Raw genomic sequence first — 19,952 nt, 5'->3', positions numbered from 1 at the left:
GCTGAAAACCGATTTTTAGGAATTAAGGCAAACTATGCCGCATCAAAACGATAAATCAGCGCTGGATACCGGCCACGGGGCATCCGCCAAGAAGGACCGCCCGCCAGATTGGGCCAACGGATTGCGGAGTCTTTACGATTCCGTGGTCGATGAACCGCTGCCCGACAGCTTCAAGGATTTGCTCGCCCAGCTTGACGAGAGCGACGATGGTTCGCCCTCCTCTGGCGCGGGGAGCAATAATTGATGGCCGATAAAAAAGAGACACCGGTGCGCACCGCATCGGAAAAAGCGGCGTTCAAACGAGAGCTGACCGAAGTTGTCCCGCATCTTCGCGCCTTTGCGCGCGGACTTTGCGGACGCCCGGACATGGCCGACGATCTGGTGCAGGAAACCATGCTGAAAGCGTGGGCCGCGCAGGACCGGTTTGAACCCGGTACTTCGATGCGGGCATGGACATTTGTGATCCTTCGCAATGCCTATCTCACAGATATGCGCCGCAATCGTTTTCGCGGGGAATACGATGAGGGCGTGGCCGAGCGTATCCTGACGGCACCTGCCGGTCAGGAAGAACCGCTCCACCTCTCCGATATGCACCGCGCCCTGCTTACGCTTCCCCCGGAACGCCGCGAAGCTCTGCTTCTCGTCGGGGCGGGCGGGTTCTCGTATGAAGAAGCCGCGACCATTTGCGGCTGCGCTGTCGGAACCATCAAGAGCCGCGTTGGACGCGCACGCGCGACACTGAATTCCATGCTGGAAGATGGCGATATCCCGCAGCGAGCCATTGGCGATGCGGGCGCACATCGGGCCATCCTTGAAGAATTGGATGAAGTCGCCGCGGGACGAGGCGAAGCAGCAGCGAAAGCCTAGATCGGTTCAGCCTCGTTTGCTGACCGATCAACTACGGAAACCGCCGCCACATTCATCGTCACGTTGGCGAGAGTTCGCATGATATCGGGCAGCATTTCGACCGCCACCAGCAGTGCGAGCGGTTCAATCGGCACGCCCATGGCCAGCGCGATCGGGCCGATTGACACGACGAAGCTGATTGAACCGGGCAGGCTCACCGAACCGATGCTGATGATCACGGCGATAAGAATACCTACGACCATCAGGGCTGGCGGAACGTCGATCCCAGCCAGAGCGGAGACATAAAGCGCCACCGCCAGGTTCATCGCGACACTCGTCGCGCGGAAAATCGCAACCGCCAGCGGCAGCACAAATTCACTCGCTTCCGCGCGCAGACCAAGCCGGTTTGAACTGTCGAGCATGGCCGGCAGGCTGGCGAGCGAGCTTTGAGTGGAGACCGCCACCGCCTGCGCCGGTAAAACCGCCGAAGCGAACCGCAGCGGGCTGATCCCGCCCGCCGCCCAGGCAAGCGCATATGCCAGAACAAGGATAAATCCGCCCATCGCGGATACGATCAGGATGTAATGCGCAAGAGCCGCGAACGCACCGCCCCCGCTCCTGAGGCCGACGCCGAATGCGAGCGCAAGCACACCTGCAGGGGCAACCCACAGCACCCAGCCGATAATCATCAGCATGGCATTGGCGAGCGCGTGAAAGAACGCCAGTAGCGTCTGGCCCTGCCCCTTTGGCAATTTGGCAATCGCCACGGCAAACAGCGCGAAGAAGATCGTGAGCGGCAGCATCGCGGTATCCGCCGCCGCCGCGACCATGTTGGGCGCGATCAGCGATGCGGCAAAATCCAGTATGCCGGGCACTTGCTGATCGCCATCGGGCACTTCGGCCAGAAACCCGCTTGCCGCTGCCGGGATTGGAAAAGCCTCCAGGACCAGCGGCATTGCAAATGCGGTGAAGATGCCCCCTGCGATCAGCACCGCAAATACAATCGAAAGAAACCTTATCGCAGCCGCCCCCGCTCTTGCCGCCGCGATCATTTGCGCGATGCCCAGAACGAGCAGGCTGGCAACCAGCGGGATGATCGTCATCTGCAATGCGCGCAGCCACAATGTCCCGACCAGGGCGACACTGTCCTGCACCCATTGCGCCAGCGTTCCCCCGGAAAAGGCAACGCCCAATCCCAAACCGATCACAAGCGCGGCGAATGTCGCGGCAACCGGCAGGCGGATGGCGGTCAGTTCAAAGCCGCCGTCTCTGGCCTCGCCCGATGAAATGCTCAAAAAACGGCTCCTTTTGATGCCTGCAACCCTTCCCTTCGGGCGATAACCGCGCCAGAAGCGCCTGACAAATGGTCGCAGGCAATCGAAGGGGCAGCATCCACCATGGCGCGCAAGTTTTTTGGCACTGACGGGATCAGGGGCCGCACCAATGCCGATGTGATGACGGCGAAAACCGCGATGCGGGTGGGCCAGGCGGCGGGCAATTATTTTGTGCGCGGCACGCACCGCCACCGCGTTGTAATTGGCAAGGATACGCGCTTGTCGGGATACATGATGGAAAGCGCACTGGTCGCCGGTTTTACCAGTGTCGGCATGGACGTGATCATGACAGGCCCGCTGCCGACCCCTGCAATCGCCCTGCTGACACGCGAAATGCGCGCTGATCTGGGCGTCATGATCTCCGCCAGCCACAACCTTTTCGCCGATAACGGGATCAAGCTGTTCGGTCCTGACGGGTTCAAGCTATCCGACGAGGCAGAAGCTGAAATCGAACGCCTGCTGGACGAAGAACCGGCGCTGGCCGAGCCGGAGGCAATCGGCCGTGCCCGCCGGATCGAGGATGCGCGCGGACGATACATACACGCGGTCAAAAACTCGGTCGCATCGAACGTGCGCTTCGACACACTGAAAGTCGTGGTCGATTGCGCACACGGTGCCGCCTATCAGGTCGCTCCGTCGGCGATCTGGGAATTGGGGGCGGAGGTCATCACGCTTGGCGTTTCTCCCGACGGGACCAATATCAATGACGGAGTGGGATCGACTTCGATTGAGACGCTGCAGGCGCGCGTGGTCGAGGAAAAGGCAGACATCGGCATCGCTTTAGACGGGGATGCTGACCGGCTGATCGTCGTCGATGAAAAAGGGCAGGCTGTCGATGGCGACCAGATCATGGCTCTGATCGCGACCCGTATGCAGGAAAAAGGCAGCCTCACCGGCGGGGGCGTCGTTTCGACCGTGATGTCGAACCTCGGCCTGGAGCGATATTTCGAGAGCATCGGGCTGACGCTGGAGCGCACGAAAGTGGGCGACCGGTATGTGCTGGAACGGATGAAAGAAGGCGGCTTCAATGTCGGCGGCGAACAATCGGGCCACATGATCCTGCTCGACCATGCGACCACCGGAGATGGCACCGTCGCCGCGCTCAGGGTCCTCACCAGTCTTGTTCATGCGAAAAAACCGGCTAGCGAAATTCTGCACCTGTTCGACCCGGTGCCCCAGCTTTTGAAAAATGTGCGTTATGACGGCGATTCCCCGCTGGGCAACGAAACCGTGCGCGGCACCATCGCCGAGGTAGAGAAGGAGCTGATCGGCAAAGGCCGCCTTGTCATCCGGCCATCCGGCACAGAGCCTGTCATCCGCGTGATGGCGGAAGGCGACGATGCCGCACAGGTCGAGGCGGTCGTGGACCGTGTGTGCGATGCTGTGCGCAGCGCCGCCTGATTCAAGGAGGCAAGGCCAGATGCTTGACATGCGCCCCGATTGCGAACGCTGCGGCGCGGACCTTCCCGCAGAACAGCCGGGCGCGTTTATTTGCAGTTTTGAATGCACGTACTGCGCGCCCTGCGCAGAAAAACTGGATGATCGCTGCCCCAATTGCGGGGGCGAATTGATGGACCGCCCCACCCGCTCCGCCGACCTTCATGCCAAATACCCCCCTTCTTCAGAGCGGAAATTCAAAGGATGAGCGACCGCAAACCGCCGCGCGTGCTGGCCATTGCAGGATCGGATTCATCCGGTGGCGCAGGCATTCAGGCCGACATTAAAACCATCACGATGCTGGGCGGCTATGCGATGACCGCAGTGACCACCATCACCGCCCAGAACACCGTCGGCGTTCAGGCCATTGCGCCCATGTCTGGCGAGGTCGTGGGCCAGCAAATCTCCTCGTGCATTGATGATATCGGCGTCGATGCGATCAAGATCGGGATGCTGCACGATGCCGACATTATCTCACACGTGGCCCGCGCACTGACCGGTGTGAAGGCTCCGATTGTGCTTGATCCGGTGATGATTTCGACCAGCGGCGCGGCCCTTATCGCACCAGAGGCTATCGAGGCGATGCGCGAACAGCTTTTCCCCATGGCGCAGCTGGTGACACCCAACCTCCCCGAGCTTGGCCATTTGCTGGAACGCCACCTGACAGACAGCTCGCAAATGGCGGATGCGGCTGAGGAATTGTCCCGCAAAACCGGCGCCGCCGTCCTCGCAAAGGGCGGACATACCAGTGATGCACGGATAATCGATATTCTCTATGTGCCGGGCGAACGCGCCGTTACTTTCAACCACGCTCGCATCGATACCAAGCATACGCACGGCACCGGCTGCACGCTGTCATCGGCCATCGCCGTGCTGCTTGGACATGGCCAGCCGCTGGAGCACGCGGTGCGCCTGGGACGTAATTTCGTGCTGCGAGCAATCGAGCAAGCGCCTGGATTTGGCGCAGGCAACGGCCCGCTTGGCCACCAGGCCGTCCGCAAATTGTAAGCGGCGTTAAACCCTAGCTGCCAAGATCATAAAACTCGGCGATGTGCGCCCACGCCTCCTCGGCGGTTTCGCACCAATGGAACAGGTCCAGATCCTTCTTCGAGATCGTGCCTTCTTCGGCAATGGCTTCAAAATCGACCACGCGCGTCCAGAAATCTTTGCCGAAAAGCAGGATCGGAATGGCTTTCATCTTGCCAGTCTGGATCAGCGTCAGAAGCTCGAAAAACTCGTCGAAAGTGCCAAAGCCGCCGGGGAAGACCGCAACCGCGCGGGCGCGCAGCAAGAAATGCATCTTGCGCAGCGCAAAATAGTGGAAGTTCAGCGAAAGATACGGCGTAACATAGCTGTTGGGAGCCTGCTCATGAGGCAGGACGATATTCAGCCCGATGGATTCGCCGCCCGCATCGCTCGCGCCGCGATTGCCAGCCTCCATGATTGATGGGCCGCCGCCGGTCGTGACGACGAACTGGCGTTTGCCATTTTCGATGATCGCTTTTTCCGAAACCAACCGCGCCAGCTTATAGGCCTCTTCGTAATACTTGGCCTTGTCTGCGAGCCTTTCAGCGACCTTCTGTTCGTATTCAGTGCCGTTCTGTGCGGCTTCAATCTTGGCCTGCGCCTGTTCTGGCGAAGGAATTCGGGCAGAGCCATACATGACCATCGTCGATCCGACGCGCGCTTCGTCTAGAAGCATTTCAGGTTTCAGCAGCTCAAGCTGAAAGCGGACCGGCCGCAGCTCGTCGCGCAGCAGGAAATCGTGGTCCCTAAACGCCAGCGTGTAGGCGGGATGTTCTGTCTGCGGAGTGCGATCAGGCGCTTCCTCGGCAAAACGGCTTTCTTCGCCAGCACGGTAAAACTTGCGATCTTCTAGGTCTTTGTCAGTCATGGGCGCCGCTCTAGGCGCAGCGCATGACATCGGCAAGGCGGCGCACGTTTATGATTTGAGGTGTGTCCTTTGACAGCAAAGATGGACTCAGAGCGCCAGAACAAATCGTGATTTGTCAAAACCGAGTGACAACGGTTTGGACCGATCCCTGCAATTTTTGACAGACGGCATGGCCGATCACGAAAAATCAACCGCTTAGGCAGCTAGGGATTTGCTGCGGAACAATTCGCTTCACTTGCGAATTTCAAGCCTAAACGCTCACCAACTGCGACGGCGGCATCCAACACGACTACTAATGGCAGCTTCCGCCCCAATCAAGAAGTGCGCGGCCGCGCCATCTTGCTGCCCTCGTAATCCACCTGCGCTACGCGTTGCGTCTCTTTGGCTCGGTCAACAACCAAAGTTCAGGCGTCAGCAGCGCCTCTTCAGTGCGACAATGGAATCAAGCAAAGGCCGTCCGGACAAGCGACTTAATGGGCCCTGAGCCTAATCAAGCGCTAGAGTGCGGCCCGATCAATTCTGCCGCAAATTCAGGCTGCGCGAGCATCTCCCTTAGCCATTTGTCTCTGATACGCACTAGCCCGAGGTATTCGTCGCGCGACAATACGACGTGGGTTGGCTCGCTCGTGCCGTCATCGCAAAGCCCAACCGGTCGGATAATTGCGCTATTCAACACCGCGCCTAAATCCTCGGCAGCACTTTCGACGCTAAGCGTCTCATAAACAATCCGTCTGCGCGTCACGAGCAACTCGCTCCTTGTTCTGGTCGGCCTCTTGCCAACCATCATAGGCGGACTGTTGCCGACCTCAACCGCCTTGCACCTCATCGATGGCAGATAGTACGTCCACCAATTGAGCCCGAAGGCCTGAAAGGCCAACTGCAAGCATAAGATCGCGCCGATCCGACAGTTCAAGCACGGTCCGCAAGATCTGGTCCGAATGCCGCATCAGGATGACGAGATTGTCCGCGCTGGGACTGTTCTTTCCATCAAACCAGTTTCGTACTGCCCGCTCGTTGGAGTTGGTCAGCTTCGCAACCGTCTTGACCGACGATGGCAAAGCACCGAATTCCTGTTTGAGCGCAAGTGCAAGCGCCTCGCTTAATGCCGATGGCGACAATTCCGGAAAAGCTTTTCCTGATTTTGACTGAAAACTTCGGTCCTTCTTCGTGAACGACATACCGCCGAACTCCCAATAAATATTCGATGGAATCGAAGGGTGTCATTCTGTGAGAAAATGAAAGTATCGGGCAGATGCAGGCGGCCGAACAAGGACAAGACAAAGACCATGAAGGGCCGCTAGTTCGAGCCGCGCAATATGTGCGGATGTCGACCGAGCATCAGAAATACTCGACCGAAAATCAGGCCGAGATCATCGCGCAATACGCTGCCCGGCGTGGCTTCGACATCGTCAAAACCTATGAGGATTCCGGCAAGAGCGGGCTGAAGCTCGAAGGTCGCTTGGCACTACAGCAGCTGATCGAGGATGTTCGAACTGGGCGAGCCGACTTCGAGGCTGTGCTCGTCTACGATGTGAGCCGCTGGGGCCGCTTCCAGGATGCCGACGAAAGCGCCTATTACGAGTTCATCTGCCGCGAAGGCGGCATCACCGTCCACTATTGCGCCGAGCAGTTCGAGAATGACGGAAGCCTGAGCGCCACGATCATCAAGAGCATGAAGCGCGCGATGGCCGGTGAGTACAGCCGGGAACTATCCGCAAAGGTATTTACCGGGCAATGCCGCTTGATACGTCTGGGCTACCGCCAGGGTGGCACCGCGGGTTTCGGTCTCAGGCGCGTGCTGGTCGATGAACATGGCGGAGTGAAGACCGAGCTCGCTCGCGGCGAGCACAAGAGCCTGCAAACTGACCGTGTCATCCTGCAACCGGGGCCGCCTGAAGAAGTCGAGACGGTCCGGCGCCTCTATCGCATGTTCGTGGTGCAGCAGCGCAGTGAAAGCGAGATCGCCGACGTTCTTAACGCCGAAGGTCTCCGAACCGACCTCGGCCGGGAGTGGACACGCGGGACTGTCCATCAGATCCTGACCAACGAGAAATACATCGGCAACAATGTCTACAACCGCATTTCCTACAAGCTGAAAGCGAAGCGGGTCGCCAATCCGCCCGATATGTGGGTGCGGCAGGATGGCGCTTTCGAGCCGATCGTCGAACAGGACTTCTTCGACGCAGCCCAGCGCATCATACAGGAACGCTCGCGGCGCTTTACCGATCAGGAACTGCTCGACCGCCTGTCACAGCTGTTTGCCGACAAGGGGTGGCTGTCGGGCGTTATCATCGACGAATTGGAGGACATGCCGTCGAGCTCGACCTTCCGGCATCGCTTCGGGAGCCTCACCCGCGCATACGAGCTGGTCGGCTACACACCATCGCGCGACTACAGCTATATCGAGATCAACCGGGCGCTGCGAGCCATGTACCCCGAGATTGTTGCATCGGTGATCGGCGACATCGAGGCGCAGGGCGGCACTGTCGAGCGCGATCCCTTGTCCGACCTGCTCCGGGTCAATGAAGAGTTCACCGTCGCACTCGTGATCGCCAGATGCCACGTCTCGCCGGCAGGCGGGTTGCGCTGGCAGGTGCGGTTCGACAGTGGCCTTGGTCCTGATCTGACCATCGCCATCCGGATGGAGGACGACAACCAGACGGTGCGCGACTACTATTTGTTTCCATGGTTGGACCTCAACCGGACACCGAAGCTTCACCTCGCTCCCGACAATGGCATCCTGCTCGATGCTTTCCGCTACGACAGCCTCGACGCGTTCATCGAACTGACCCGCCGCACCTCGCTGAGGAAGGCGGCATGAGCGACGTGAGCACCGAAATCCGTCAGGTTCCGATCGATCTCATCACCGTGCTCAATCCGCGTGTGGGCAACAAGCGGGTGTTTCAGGAACTGGTCGATTCCATCGCCGCTCTTGGCCTCAAGAAGCCGATCACAGTCAGCCAGCGACCGGGCAAGAACCGCTACGATCTGGTCTGTGGTCAGGGCAGGCTCGAAGCATTCATCGCGCTCGGTGCATCGGAGATCCCGGCCATGATTGTCGAAGCAAATGAAGAAGACTGTTTCGTCATGAGCCTCGTCGAGAATTTGGCCCGGCGCCAGCACAGCCCGCTCGAACTTGTTCATGGCATCGGAGAGCTGTCACAGCGCGGCTATTCGCACGCGGAAATCGCCAAGAAAGTCGGGTTCTCGATCGACTATGTCGCAGCCATCTGTGTGCTGCTCGAGCAGGGCGAGGAGAAACTGATCAACGCGGTCGAGCGCGGCAACATTCCGCATTCGATCGCGATGGAGATCGCCAGAGCCAAGGAAGGCGAGGTTCAGAAGGCACTGGCCGAGGCATACGAGCAGAACAAGCTGCCTGGCAATCAGGTCCTCGCAATCCGGCAGATAATCGAGCAGCGCAAGGTGAGCGGCAAGCAGGTCCATCGTGGCTCGGGCAAGGACGCTCGGACGCGGCGGGTCAGTTCGGAAAGCCTTATCCGTTCCTACCAGCGCGAGACCGAGCGCCAGAAGCTCCTGATCAAGCGCGCCTCGCTGGCGCGCAGCCGCCTGTTGTTCGTGTCCAACGCGCTTCGCCGCCTGCTTGCGGATGAGCATTTCGTGACCCTGATGCGAGCAGAAGGCATAACCTCGTTGCCCGAAGCTCTGGCCGAGCGTGTAGGTACGGGGGTCTCCCAATGACCACGCCGATCAAGATCGCTTTCGATCAGGACGTGATCACGCTTTCGATTGAGAAGCTGCTGCCGACAAAGACGCTGCCGAAAACACTGCAGCAGAGCGTCAAGTATAGCCGTATTGCCGCTTCGATCGCCGAAGTCGGCATCATCGAGCCCCTGTCGGTAGCGCGTCAGAAGGGTGGAGCCTATCTCCTCCTCGATGGACACGTGCGGCTCGCGGCACTGCGTGAGCAGGCGATTAGCGAAGCGCCCTGCATCATCGCGCATGACGACGGATCCTTCACCTACAACAAGCGGGTCAATCGGCTTGCGGTGATCCAGGAGCATTACATGATCGTCCGCGCGCTCGATCGCGGTGTCTCCGAGGAGAAGCTTGCGCGCGCGCTCAACGTCGACATCAAGGTGATCCGCAACCGGCGGCATCTGTTGCGAGGAATCAGCGATGACGTTGCCGAGCTTCTGAAGGACAAGCAAGTCGGCCACGTCGCCTTCCAGAAGCTGCGCAAGATGAAGCCGCTCCGCCAGCTCGAAGTGGCGGAGCTGATGGTCTCTGCGAACAATTTTACCTCGTCCTATGCCAAGGCGCTGCTCGCTACTACCAAGCCAGAAGATCTCCTCAACCCCGACGAGCAGCGCAAGGCGACCGGCCTTTCACCTGAGCAAATGGAGCGGCTTGAACGAGAAATGTCCGAGCTCAGCACCGACTACAAGGAACTGGAGATGTCCTACGGTGACGACATGCTTGTGCTGGTCGTGGCATCGGGGTTCCTCGAACGCCTGCTTGGTAAACACGAGATCGAGCGTTTCCTCGAAACTCGCCATCCTGAAATTCTGGAGAACTTCAGGTCGGTTGTTCAGGCGACTTCGCTTGACCAATCCTCAACGACTGGCCGCGCTGCCTAGCATGATGGGGACCCGGACCCGATAAGCGCGGGGACCGCGGTAGACGCCGCACAGTGGGACGGATCGAGCGCGGCGGTGGGAATGGCGGCGAACTCGCACGGAGCCCGCCAACGGTCCGATAGGACTTGACTGAAACGTGTGCCGGGCTTGCAGAGGTCTGGCACACATGCCGATGGAAACTGCCATCTTTCACTATGCCGGCTTGTCAGTTCAAGACAGCCCTACGATCCTCTCCGGGTCAGACGCCCCTCATCGTCAACGAGCCTGAGGTGACCGGACCATTCCCAAAGAACAAGGTTGACGCCATCGGCGTTCGCTTTGGCATAGCTTGGAACGAGCATCCCTACATAGCCATCCGCAATCAGACACTCCGCGAAATCATGCGTCGGAACGGTTCGTCCTACGAGCATATTGTCGCGCCAATCCTCGCTCGACAGAAGGCTTGGAGACATCGAGTATTTCTTCATCGCGCGCACATCGGTAGCGTCGAAAACAGGATCAAGGTTGGCCTGATATGAAACCAGCGTTGTCGGTTGAAGTGCCCCGATCTGATTGGCTTCGCGTAAAGCGTGTTCGGGCTTCAGCGCTGTATAAAGCGTCGCACGGCCGATCCTGTTGAATCGTCCGCCGTATTTCTCGGCTCCCGCACCCGAAAGCGGTTCCTTCGCATATCGAGGATTGAGAGCACGATAAAGCGCTCCTTTATATCTCATAACGATTACGCGAAGACGCCGGCATCCACCGCATCGATATAGGTGAGAACATCGTCCGCCCTACCGTCGTGAACCAGTTGCATCGCGGTTTGGCCAGAAAACCCTGCCAGCGGCTCGGACCGATACCATGCATACGCCAACAACGGCGATCCGAACCGCGGTTCGGTCTTGTTGAGTATCTCGACCATCTGGCGAAGTCGGCGCTGCGTCCTATCGGACGCAATCCGATCCTTACGCTGGATCGCGTCCTTGCCAAGCCCGAGCGAGCGGGCAAGCTCGTCGGCAGTCGTCAAAAGTGCCGTGGCGATCTTGCGCGGCGCGAGCTTACCGTTATCTGCATAATCAGCGATCATCATCGCAACATCTCCAACATAATTGACGCCATATAGCGTCATTTTTAGTGGATGGCAAGGGCTCGAGTGTGAGGACGACCAGTCTTTTCCGGAACGAAATACGACTAGGAAGTATGTTGCCGTCCGACATGCAGTGCGGATGCCCTGCTCAATGATCTGGTCCCACTCGAGCCACGACGGAAGCGTCGCGACGACGCGACTGCGACAGTTCACTTTCGTTACGATCCTGCCGACATCGGCACCATCTATGTGTGGAACCGTAAAACCCGCAAATACATCGAATTGCAGTGCGCGGACGAACGCTATGCGAATGGCATGCCGCTTTGGCTGCATAAGAAGATCCAGGACGAAGCTAAGTCAGAAGGCGCTGCATTCAACACGGAGGAAGAACGGCTTTCTATGCGGGGAAAGCTCGTCCAAGCCATTCGAAACATCTCTCCCAAAGCGCTTGCGGAGTCGCGGAAACGGGTGGCGCAGCTGCTTGAGATCCCTCGGGTCAAGCAGATCACTGGTAGCATCGTCGATCTGACAAACGCAGAACCCGTAGCGATTAGTTTGGGCGATTTTATATCGCATGACCGGGCAGCACTGACCTCACTCGATCACGAAATTCTCTCGCCGCGCCCAGCTCCCAGAAAGGGACGGGCAAAGACCCCTTTAGATCATCGTCGCGAGGAAACCGACCCTACCCAAGGGCAGCTTCCACCTCCTGAGCGAACCCGCAGGAACATAGCCGGCAGAGGAGGTTACGCATGAGCGCTTCGCTCACGCCATCTGAACGGGCGCTCCTCGTTGGCAAGGCGCAGGCGAAATTCAGTGCGATACGGGTTGATTTTCCACCGCAAACCAGTGCCATGGCCATTCTTGACGAGCTGAGGATCGCGGCGCTCTATCGATCGCCTGAAGCAGCATGTGGGGGAGCCACCCGCAGTTTCCCAAGCGAGCCTGTAAAGGAAATGAGGGTCATCGTAGTTAAGCGACGGATCGGAGAAATTTGTGATTTCGCGATCATGGAGGCCTGCCGCAATTCGATCGCCCATCATTTCAGCGAAATGCAGTCTTTCGTGAAATTCTTTCATGGCCGCTGGCCAGAGCGTCTGAACGAGGTCCTCACTGATGTCATGCGGCTGCCCTGCCTTAGGCTGGACGAAAACGGCAATTTCGCTTGGAGCAAAGCTGAAGCTCTTAGGGACTTCTGAGCCGATGAGCGCTTTCATTGCCGCGTCTGCGGCGTTGCAGTCATTGCAGAGTACGACGCGGGCGAATCTTTCGATAACAGCGATCGCTGCGCCGCACGCTCGCTTGCGGATGATATCTGTTTCCTGATCCGCGCCCGCGAGCGCCTTCGCACGCATGATATCGCCAGCACAATCCCCCAAATGATCGTGATGCCAATCAAGCTGGCAGAGCAGGACGCCATTGTCTGTCAGGCGAGCGATTTCGCTCTTCCTACGACCGCAGCAGGGGCAGTTCCAGCCAATCCAAGTTTGCGCCCAAGCCTTGTTGAGGTCGAGTTTTTGGACTCCAAACTGCTCCATCAGCCAGCGGGTCTGCGCGCTCCAACGTCCATCGAACATTTTGGTCAATGCGTGCTGATCGACCTCATCGTCGGTCATCACTGCGAAATCAGGAACATCTACGTGCAACGTGCTCATCTACCCATGTTCACCGAACATCGATCAGGCGGCAAGTCGGTTATCGAAATCAGGAACAACTTCGTTCAACAGTGCTGACGCGCGAGCCGAAGAAAGATGGCACTTCGCGGTTTACGACGGAAAATCAGTTCTTTGTGAGCGAGCGTCAAACCTCAACACGCCAATGCGGCCCACTATTTTGTCACAGCGGGCAAGCTTTGCTGTCAAAGGATAAGGTGCTGGATGCCCCGTGAGGATTCGAACCTCAATTGACGGAGTCAGAGTCCGCAGTCTTACCATTAGACGACGGGGCAATCCCAAGCGGGCCGTAAGCGTCCGCTTGCCGGCTTCTCGCTTTGCGAGCGCGCCTCCTAGTTTTGGCGAAGACCAAGGTCAAGGCTGAAACAGGCACGCTATTTCAGGATCCACGGCGAAATCCCGAATTCGGACCGCCCGTGCCGGTCTGCTTGCTCTCTGTTCCCGCTTCGGTTAGCATTTGTTTCAGGTGCTCGCGTAATATTCACGCGGGTGAGATGAAAGAAGTTGATTATGGCGGACATGATTCCGCCGGACGAAGACAGCAAAGCTGGAAACAATCGGGGCGGCAAGTCCGGCAAGGTAGCCGATTTTCGCTACAAGCAGCCCCGCCAGCGAAACGAGACATCCGGTCGCGGTGGCAAAAGGGATTGCCAAACGCAGGCGGGCTCCAACCCAACTAACCGGCCATCTGGACCGCGTTTGCCGCGTCCTGGCGAAGCCTACGCTGCGCTCGATCTGGGCACCAACAATTGCAGACTGCTGATCGCCCGCCCTTCAGGCCGCGATTTCACCGTGATCGATGCGTTCAGCCGCGTTGTGAAGCTGGGCGAAGACCTGGCGGTGACAGGCAGGCTTTCGGACGAGGCGATGGACCGCGCATTAGGCGCGCTGTCCGTGTGCGCGGACAAGCTGCGCCGGCGCAATGTTCGGCTGGCAAGATCGGTCGCAACCGAGGCGTGCCGGCGCGCCGCAAACGGACCAGCATTTATCGAACGGGTTCGCGAGGAAACCGGCATCGTGCTTGATATCATCAGCGCCGAAGAAGAGGCGCGCCTCGCCGTGCTGGGTTGTCACATCCTGCTCGAACAGGGCAATGGCCCGGCGGTCATATTCGACATTGGCGGCGGCTCAACAGAGCTTGTCCTGCTGGAACCGGGCGGCAAAATCCCCCGCATCATCGACTGGCAGAGCGTCCCTTGGGGTGTTGTCTCCTTAACCGATACAGTCGGCAGTTGCGAAGATAGCGAGTCTGCCCGCCTTAATCGCTATGCGCGAATGCGAGAGATTGTATCAGGCAGCTTTGCACCATTTGCAGACCGGATCGCATCGGCGGCGATGAAAGATGATATCCGGTTGTTGGGCACCAGCGGCACTGTGACAACGCTCGCCAGCCTGCATCTCGAATTGCCGCACTACGACCGTAAGGCGGTGGACGGGCTGATCGTGCCCTCGCACGCCATGCGAGAGATCAGCACCAGACTTTCGGGCATGTCACCTGCGCAGCGCAGCGAACTGCCTTGCATCGGGCAGGACCGCGCCGATCTGGTGGTGGCAGGCTGCGCCATTCTCGAGGCAATCCTCGACCTGTGGCCTGCTGACCGGTTGGGCGTGGCAGACAGAGGCATCCGCGAAGGCATATTGCGCAGCCTGATGGCCGCAGAACGGCAAAGCGCACGCGCACTCGAAGCGTTGAAGAACACCCGATCAGGCCAGATTGGCGCATGACCCGCTCAGGAAAGAATCCCGACCGCCGCGTCAGAACCGCGAAAAAGCGCACAGCCTCATCAACCCGGTGGCTGGAGCGTCAACTCAACGATCCTTACGTCAAACAGGCCAAAGCAGACGGTTATCGCAGCCGCGCGGCCTATAAATTAATTGAGCTGGACGACAGGTTCGGCCTGATCCGCGGTTCAAAGCGGGTGGTCGATCTGGGCATTGCACCGGGAGGCTGGTCTCAGGTTGTTCGTGCAAAAGCGCCAAAGGCAAAGGTAGTTGGTATTGACCTGCTGCCGACCGATCCAATCGAAGGCGTCACGATTTTCGAGATGGATTTCATGGACGACGAAGCACCGGCGGCGTTGGAAGATGCCTTGGAAGGGGCGCCCGACCTTGTCCTGTCCGATATGGCCGCCAACACGGTCGGTCATAAACAGACCGACCATTTGCGCACGATGGCGTTGGTAGAGGCAGGCGCGTGGTTCGCGACCGAAACACTGGAAAAGGGCGGCGCATTCGTGGCCAAAGTGCTGGCAGGCGGCACCGATGCCGAATTACTCACCCTGCTCAAGAAACACTTTACGAGCGTGAAGCACGCGAAACCACCGGCGAGCCGGAAAGGCTCATCCGAATGGTATGTCGTTGCTCAGGGGTTCAAGGGGCGCGGTTAAGCCGCGTCCCTTGGCGGGGATTACTCGCCGGTTGCTTCAGCGGTTTCCGCAGCCGCATCCTGCTCAGCCTCGGCCTCCGCAGCGACATCTGCCTCAGCTTCGCCCTCTGCCACTTCCTCTTCGGCAGGCGGCACGAATTCAGGCACCGGCAGGCCGGAGCCGTTCTCGTTCAGATACAGCGCGATTGCCGCGCGATCTTCGATCTTGCCGAGACCTGCAAAGCTCATCGAAGTGCCGTTGATGTAGCCTTTCGGATTGAGCAGCCACGCATTCATCTCTTCCCAGCCCCAATTGCCATCGGCGCCTGAAAGAGCGGACGAATAGTTGAAACCGGCTTTCGATGCGAAAGGAGCGCCCATGACGCCGTGCAGATTCGGGCCGATGCCATTGGCGCCGCCCTGTGCGACATTGTGGCATGCCTGACACTTCGCGAACACTTTCGCACCGTCATCGGCCGACACCAGCGTCAAAGCTTCTTCAAAGCTCATCTCGGCTGGGCCTTCGGTGCTTTCAGGTTCAGCGATGAAATAGCCCGGTTCTTCGGGCATTTCAGCATCATAGCCGTGAAAATACTTGTCGCTCAGGATCGAAAGACCAAGGCCAAGTCCGGCTGCGAACAGCACCCAGCCAGCGGCGGTGTTGAACAGGTCGCTTCCGCTATTTTCGGCGGCGGGCGTCGTTTCTGTAGAGTTTTCTTGTGTCATCCCGGCGCTCCAATAATGCCGCCTTCGCCCCGGCGCAAGAGAGATCGCAACATCATTTGTTGCGGCGCTTGCAAGCAGGCTTGCCCGGTCCGCCTCGCGGCTCTAGCACGGCAATCAAGTATGCGCAGTTTTCCAGCCCCAGCCCTCGCCATTGTCGAAAAGCTTCGCGCCGCGGCCGAGCGTGATCCGTTGCGGGCTATTGCGTTTCAGGGATCGCCGGGGGCAAATTCACACCGCGCCGCGACCGAAGCCCGTCCCGATGCGCTGCCCCTGCCATGTTTCAGTTTTGAAGACGCGCTCGATGCAGTGAAAGACGGGCGGGCCGGACAGGCGATCATCCCGATTGAGAATTCACAGCACGGGCGGGTTGCAGACATCCATTTCCTCCTCCCCGAAAGCGGATTGTCGATTGTGGGCGAATATTTCATGCCAATCCATCACGCTTTGATGGGAACAGGCGATCCGTCTGACGAGAAAGCGATAGAAGCGGCCTACAGTCACCCGCAGGCTCTGGGCCAATCGCGCGTATTCCTGCGCGAGCGCGCAATTGTGCCGCTAAGCTATGCCGACACGGCGGGCGCTGCGGCTTTCGTCGCGGAGAAAAACGATCCGTCCCTTGCCGCGATCGCTCCCGCTATTGCGGCCGAGCTGTACGGCCTCAACATCTTCGAGACCCATGTCGAGGATTCGCATGACAACATGACACGATTTGTCGTGCTTGCCGACAAACCGGCATTTCTGACAAACGATCCGGCCAAACAGGCGGTGACGACCTTTATCTTCGAAGTGAAGAACATCCCTGCTGCGCTTTACAAGGCGCTGGGCGGATTTGCGACGAATGGCGTCAACATGACGAAACTGGAAAGCTATCAGCAAGGCGCCAGCTTTTCCGCGACCATGTTCTACGCCGACATAATCGGCGCGCCGGGCAATCCATCAGTTGACCGAGCGCTGGAGGAATGCGCGTTCTATTCCAAAGAATTGCGCATTTTGGGAACATACGAGCAAGGGCGCGCCCGCGGCTAGAAAACATCGCGGGGCAAAGCGCCTATCACCTGTTGCGCCGCCTGTATGTCCGTGCCACCAATCTGTCTGAATGACCAACGCGGCACCGATTTCCTCTGACACAGATCAAAGTGATGCAGCAACTGCGGTGAATACGCAGTCGCTGGAGAGCTGGGAGCAGCTTCGTGACGACAGCGATATCCAGTTTGAAGAAATAGAAATACCCGCGCCAGAAGTTCAGGAACCCAGCTGGTTCTTGAAAATGCTTCAAGCATTCTTTGATTTCCTCGGCGAGGTGCTCTCACCGATCGGCGGATTTATCGTATCGATCTGGCCCGTCTTGCAATGGGTGCTGCTCGCGCTCTTGGCCGCATTGGTTCTCTACCTCGTTGCGCGCACATTTGGCCCGCTTGCTTCTCTGCGCAAGTCGCGTGAGCAGGCCGATGAAGAGCCGGTTTGGCAGCCGGATCAGGCCGAAAGCCTGGCGCTGCTGGAAGACGCGGACCGGCTCGCTGCGGAGGGACGCTATGACGAGGCGACTCACCTCCTGCTTAAACGCAGTGTAGCGCAGATCGCGTCTTCCCGTCCCGATTGGGTCGAACCGTCCAGCACTGCGAGAGAGCTTTCTGCCCTTCCCGCCCTGTCTGATGCCGCTCGCGGTGCGTTTGCAACGATGACCGAACGCGTGGAGCGCAGCCTGTTTGCATTGCGCGCCCTTGATGCATCCGACTGGGAGGCGGCGCGCGGCGCCTATGCCGAATTTGCACTGGTCAAGATCGGTAAAAGCGCATGAGCGCAAATTCGCCTTTTAGCCGCCGCACGGTGTTCGGCATCCTTATTGCAGGGTTCGCCACGTTTCTGGCGATGCTGTATTTCATCAGTGCTGGCGATACGGGCGGGCGCGGCAACAATGGCTCTGCCACAGCAGCTGCAACCGGATTGAACGGGTATGCCGGGCTGGTGCGGCTGCTGGAGGCCGAGGATTACGACGTCACGCTCTCACGCTCTCCAGCCGGGCTTGAAACCGATGATCTGCTGATCCTCATGCCGGAACGATACACCGACGCCGAGGCGCTTGGCGAGATTTTGAAAAACCGCGAATATGTCGGGCCAACGTTGGTCATACTGCCGAAATGGAGCGCCGGCCCTCCCCCGCCCGGGACAGACGAAGAGGTCGCAGAGAAATTTGAGGATGGGTGGGTCACCCTCTATGATCCATCGTCACATTCATGGCCTGGGCAGTTGCCCCTGCCTTACCGGTTGGAACAACAACTTGAGAAACTGGAAGAGGATGAACTGGCTGATTGGTCAGGGCTCAACCTTGAAGGGGTCTTGCCGACACAATCGATCACCTTTTCAAAAGACAGCGATATTCATGGTCCGATTGTCACAGACGGTGCCGGCCACACGCTCGCATTTCAGGTCCTCGGCGAAGAGGGTACCGAATATTATAACGACGCGCACTGGACGACCTTTGTTGTCGAGCCTGATCTGGTGAACAATTACGGTCTGGCCGACGCACAGCGCGCGCGGGCGGCGCTCGCGCTGGTGGATGAGGCCGGTTATGGAGAGGGATCCTCGGTAACATTCGACATGACGCTGAATGGCTATGGCGGGGCGATGAACCTCCTTACCCTCGCGTTTCAGCCGCCATTCCTTGCCGCAACGCTGTGCCTGCTGCTTGCCATGCTGATTATCAGCTGGCGTGCATTCCTGCGCTTTGGTCCGGCGGTGGCCAGCCAGTCGGAAATTGCTTTCGGCAAGAACCGACTGGTGCGCAATGGTGCGGCGTTGATCGTGCGGGCAAAGCGGCTGGGCCTGCTGGCGAAACCATATGCCAACCTGTCCATGCGGCGGATCGCGCGGGCGCTGGGGATCGCGCGACCCGATGCGGTTGCCATCGACGAAGCGATCGCCGCCCGCCTTCCGCAAGAAGAACCTTTTTCGGCGCGCGCTGCAAGGTTGCAGAGCGCGGACACCGCATCAGAGATTATACGCGCCGCGCAGGCGCTGAGAGAGCTTGAAGGGAAACTCGCAAAATGAGCATGAGCCTAGATGAATTGCGCGCGCTGGCAGACGCAATCCGCGCCGAGGTGGCGAAAGCCGTTGTCGGACAGACCGAGATGGTCGATCAGCTTTTGGTGGCGATGATCAGCGAAGGCCACGTCTTGCTCGAAGGACCGCCGGGGACCGCAAAGACGTTTCTTGCCAACAGTTTTGCGACTGCACTGGGCCTCGATTTCGGGCGCATCCAGTTCACCCCGGACCTCCTTCCGGGCGACATACTCGGATCGAACCTGTTCAATTTCCAGACCAGCCAGTTCACCCTGACACGCGGCCCGATTTTCTGCGAGTTGCTGCTCGCCGATGAGATCAACCGCACGCCGCCAAAAACGCAGGCCGCGCTGCTCGAAGCGATGCAGGAACGCCGCGTTACGCTGGACGGCGAAACGCATCAGCTTGCCTCCCGCTTCATGGTGGTGGCAACACAGAACCCGATTGAAAACCAGGGCGTCTATCCTCTGCCCGAAGCGCAGCTGGACCGTTTCCTGTTCAAGCTGCTGGTGCCGTATCCCGACGAAGCCGAAGAAACGCGGATCGTTGCGGATTACGGCAAGAGGCAAGGCCCACAGCGCCCGGCCGATCTGGGCGTGACAGCAGTTGCCGATGCGGCAAAACTTCAGGCGGCAAGCGGCGCTTTGGAGCATGTGACCGTAGCCGACGAGATTACGCAATACGTCGTGCGCCTCGTCAGGGCGACCCGCGAACATGCCGAACTGGCCGTTGGCGCGTCGCCGCGTGCCGCGGTCATGCTGGCCAATGCATCGCGCGCCCGCGCGGCATTGGCGGGCCGCGCCTATGCCATTCCCGACGATGTGAAGGCGCTGGCCGTTCCCGTCCTGCGCCACCGCCTCACACTAAGCCCGGCCGCCGAGATCGAGGGCCGCGATATAGAGGCGCTGGTTGCCGAACTGATCGAAAGCACGGAGGCGCCGCGCTGAACC

General features: G+C 59.1%; 23 protein-coding genes and 1 tRNA gene. 17 read left to right on the top strand and 7 right to left on the bottom strand.

What is annotated here, in order from left to right; genetic code table 11:
• The first annotated feature begins 34 nt into the window (after positions 1-34).
• On the top strand, positions 35-244 hold the full coding sequence (locus ACGHU1_RS04165; protein WP_390583734.1) for a NepR family anti-sigma factor: 210 nt from the start codon (positions 35-37) through the stop codon (positions 242-244).
• A complete protein-coding gene (locus ACGHU1_RS04160) occupies positions 244-867 on the top strand; it encodes a sigma-70 family RNA polymerase sigma factor (RefSeq protein WP_390583732.1) in 624 nt (207 codons plus the stop codon). Before ACGHU1_RS04165 ends, ACGHU1_RS04160 begins: the two co-directional genes overlap by 1 nt.
• Here the strand turns inward: ACGHU1_RS04160 and ACGHU1_RS04155 are convergent.
• Positions 864-2,141 carry a dicarboxylate/amino acid:cation symporter gene (locus tag ACGHU1_RS04155; protein ID WP_390583730.1) on the bottom strand — a complete coding sequence of 426 codons (1,278 nt, stop codon included), beginning with the start codon at positions 2,139-2,141 and terminating at the stop codon, positions 864-866. The two genes, ACGHU1_RS04160 and ACGHU1_RS04155, sit on opposite strands and share 4 nt — an antisense overlap.
• A gap of 102 nt (positions 2,142-2,243) precedes the next feature.
• Here ACGHU1_RS04155 and glmM point away from each other — a divergent pair, with 102 nt between their 5' ends.
• The 3 genes from glmM to thiD are packed head-to-tail and all read left to right on the top strand — an operon-like array spanning position 2,244 to position 4,625.
• The gene (gene glmM / locus ACGHU1_RS04150; RefSeq protein ID WP_390583728.1) at positions 2,244-3,581 is read left to right on the top strand and encodes a phosphoglucosamine mutase; all 1,338 of its coding nucleotides are present in this window, start codon (positions 2,244-2,246) and stop codon (positions 3,579-3,581) included.
• Between the two features lie 19 nt (positions 3,582-3,600).
• On the top strand, positions 3,601-3,825 hold the full coding sequence (locus tag ACGHU1_RS04145) for a DUF1272 domain-containing protein (protein ID WP_390583726.1): 225 nt from the start codon (positions 3,601-3,603) through the stop codon (positions 3,823-3,825).
• Complete coding sequence (gene thiD / locus ACGHU1_RS04140; RefSeq protein ID WP_390583724.1) at positions 3,822-4,625, top strand: bifunctional hydroxymethylpyrimidine kinase/phosphomethylpyrimidine kinase; 804 nt, start codon at positions 3,822-3,824, stop codon at positions 4,623-4,625. Before ACGHU1_RS04145 ends, thiD begins: the two co-directional genes overlap by 4 nt.
• A 13-nt stretch (positions 4,626-4,638) precedes the next feature.
• Here thiD and ACGHU1_RS04135 read toward each other — a convergent pair whose 3' ends face one another.
• Both ACGHU1_RS04135 and ACGHU1_RS04130 read right to left on the bottom strand, forming a co-directional pair.
• Entirely contained in the window at positions 4,639-5,511 is an 873-nt protein-coding gene (locus ACGHU1_RS04135; protein ID WP_390583722.1) for an LOG family protein, read from the bottom strand.
• Between the two features lie 806 nt (positions 5,512-6,317).
• A complete protein-coding gene (locus tag ACGHU1_RS04130; RefSeq protein WP_390583720.1) occupies positions 6,318-6,689 on the bottom strand; it encodes a hypothetical protein in 372 nt (123 codons plus the stop codon).
• A 74-nt stretch (positions 6,690-6,763) separates the two neighbouring features.
• Here ACGHU1_RS04130 and ACGHU1_RS04125 point away from each other — a divergent pair, with 74 nt between their 5' ends.
• From ACGHU1_RS04125 to ACGHU1_RS04115, 3 genes are read left to right on the top strand one after another with little or no spacing between them, the layout of a single operon-like run.
• The gene (locus ACGHU1_RS04125) at positions 6,764-8,332 is read left to right on the top strand and encodes a recombinase family protein (RefSeq protein ID WP_390583718.1); all 1,569 of its coding nucleotides are present in this window, start codon (positions 6,764-6,766) and stop codon (positions 8,330-8,332) included.
• Positions 8,329-9,213 carry a plasmid partitioning protein RepB C-terminal domain-containing protein gene (locus ACGHU1_RS04120; protein ID WP_390583716.1) on the top strand — a complete coding sequence of 295 codons (885 nt, stop codon included), beginning with the start codon at positions 8,329-8,331 and terminating at the stop codon, positions 9,211-9,213. Before ACGHU1_RS04125 ends, ACGHU1_RS04120 begins: the two co-directional genes overlap by 4 nt.
• The gene (locus ACGHU1_RS04115) at positions 9,210-10,112 is read left to right on the top strand and encodes a plasmid partitioning protein RepB C-terminal domain-containing protein (RefSeq protein WP_390583714.1); all 903 of its coding nucleotides are present in this window, start codon (positions 9,210-9,212) and stop codon (positions 10,110-10,112) included. Before ACGHU1_RS04120 ends, ACGHU1_RS04115 begins: the two co-directional genes overlap by 4 nt.
• Positions 10,113-10,333: 221 nt before the next feature.
• On the opposite strand, the gene ACGHU1_RS04110 is transcribed toward ACGHU1_RS04115, so the two are convergent.
• Both ACGHU1_RS04110 and ACGHU1_RS04105 read right to left on the bottom strand, forming a co-directional pair.
• Positions 10,334-10,825, bottom strand: a complete 492-nt coding sequence (locus ACGHU1_RS04110; protein ID WP_390583712.1) for an RES family NAD+ phosphorylase — start codon at positions 10,823-10,825, stop codon at positions 10,334-10,336.
• Between the two features lie 5 nt (positions 10,826-10,830).
• Positions 10,831-11,181 (bottom strand): antitoxin Xre/MbcA/ParS toxin-binding domain-containing protein, encoded by a 351-nt coding sequence (locus ACGHU1_RS04105; RefSeq protein ID WP_390583710.1) that lies wholly within the window; start codon positions 11,179-11,181, stop codon positions 10,831-10,833.
• Positions 11,182-11,427: 246 nt separating this feature from the next.
• Between ACGHU1_RS04105 and ACGHU1_RS04100 the strand changes: the two genes are divergently transcribed.
• From ACGHU1_RS04100 to ACGHU1_RS04090, 3 genes are all read left to right on the top strand, one after another.
• Positions 11,428-11,934 carry a hypothetical protein gene (locus ACGHU1_RS04100; protein WP_390583708.1) on the top strand — a complete coding sequence of 169 codons (507 nt, stop codon included), beginning with the start codon at positions 11,428-11,430 and terminating at the stop codon, positions 11,932-11,934.
• Entirely contained in the window at positions 11,931-12,377 is a 447-nt protein-coding gene (locus ACGHU1_RS04095) for a hypothetical protein (RefSeq protein ID WP_390583706.1), read from the top strand. The genes ACGHU1_RS04100 and ACGHU1_RS04095 overlap by 4 nt, the downstream gene beginning before the upstream one ends.
• A gap of 180 nt (positions 12,378-12,557) precedes the next feature.
• Positions 12,558-12,911, top strand: a complete 354-nt coding sequence (locus ACGHU1_RS04090) for a hypothetical protein (RefSeq protein WP_390583704.1) — start codon at positions 12,558-12,560, stop codon at positions 12,909-12,911.
• 141 nt (positions 12,912-13,052) lie between these two features.
• Here ACGHU1_RS04090 and ACGHU1_RS04085 read toward each other — a convergent pair.
• Positions 13,053-13,126, bottom strand: a tRNA-Gln gene (locus ACGHU1_RS04085).
• 235 nt (positions 13,127-13,361) lie between these two features.
• On the opposite strand from ACGHU1_RS04085, the gene ACGHU1_RS04080 reads away from it, so the two are divergent.
• Positions 13,362-14,576: a Ppx/GppA phosphatase family protein gene (locus tag ACGHU1_RS04080; protein WP_390583702.1), complete on the top strand. Its 1,215-nt coding sequence runs from the start codon at positions 13,362-13,364 to the stop codon at positions 14,574-14,576.
• Complete coding sequence (locus ACGHU1_RS04075) at positions 14,573-15,238, top strand: RlmE family RNA methyltransferase (RefSeq protein WP_390583700.1); 666 nt, start codon at positions 14,573-14,575, stop codon at positions 15,236-15,238. Before ACGHU1_RS04080 ends, ACGHU1_RS04075 begins: the two co-directional genes overlap by 4 nt.
• Positions 15,239-15,258: 20 nt before the next feature.
• Here the strand turns inward: ACGHU1_RS04075 and ACGHU1_RS04070 are convergent, their stop codons facing one another.
• On the bottom strand, positions 15,259-15,942 hold the full coding sequence (locus ACGHU1_RS04070; RefSeq protein WP_390583698.1) for a c-type cytochrome: 684 nt from the start codon (positions 15,940-15,942) through the stop codon (positions 15,259-15,261).
• Between the two features lie 120 nt (positions 15,943-16,062).
• Here ACGHU1_RS04070 and ACGHU1_RS04065 point away from each other — a divergent pair, with 120 nt between their 5' ends.
• The 4 genes from ACGHU1_RS04065 to ACGHU1_RS04050 all read left to right on the top strand — a co-directional run bounded on the left by ACGHU1_RS04065 (position 16,063) and on the right by ACGHU1_RS04050 (position 19,949).
• Positions 16,063-16,968, top strand: a complete 906-nt coding sequence (locus ACGHU1_RS04065) for a prephenate dehydratase (RefSeq protein ID WP_390583696.1) — start codon at positions 16,063-16,065, stop codon at positions 16,966-16,968.
• Positions 16,969-17,095: 127 nt separating this feature from the next.
• Positions 17,096-17,740: a hypothetical protein gene (locus ACGHU1_RS04060; RefSeq protein ID WP_390583694.1), complete on the top strand. Its 645-nt coding sequence runs from the start codon at positions 17,096-17,098 to the stop codon at positions 17,738-17,740.
• The gene (locus tag ACGHU1_RS04055) at positions 17,737-18,990 is read left to right on the top strand and encodes a DUF4350 domain-containing protein (protein ID WP_390583692.1); all 1,254 of its coding nucleotides are present in this window, start codon (positions 17,737-17,739) and stop codon (positions 18,988-18,990) included. Before ACGHU1_RS04060 ends, ACGHU1_RS04055 begins: the two co-directional genes overlap by 4 nt.
• Entirely contained in the window at positions 18,987-19,949 is a 963-nt protein-coding gene (locus ACGHU1_RS04050) for an AAA family ATPase (RefSeq protein WP_390583690.1), read from the top strand. The genes ACGHU1_RS04055 and ACGHU1_RS04050 overlap by 4 nt, the downstream gene beginning before the upstream one ends.
• Positions 19,950-19,952: the final 3 nt, after the last annotated feature.

This window comes from Erythrobacter sp. MTPC3 (assembly GCF_042854385.1).
Taxonomy (GTDB): domain Bacteria; phylum Pseudomonadota; class Alphaproteobacteria; order Sphingomonadales; family Sphingomonadaceae; genus Erythrobacter.
Note: the sequence above shows the minus strand (reverse complement) of the source record. Positions and strands in the feature narration are given on the sequence as shown.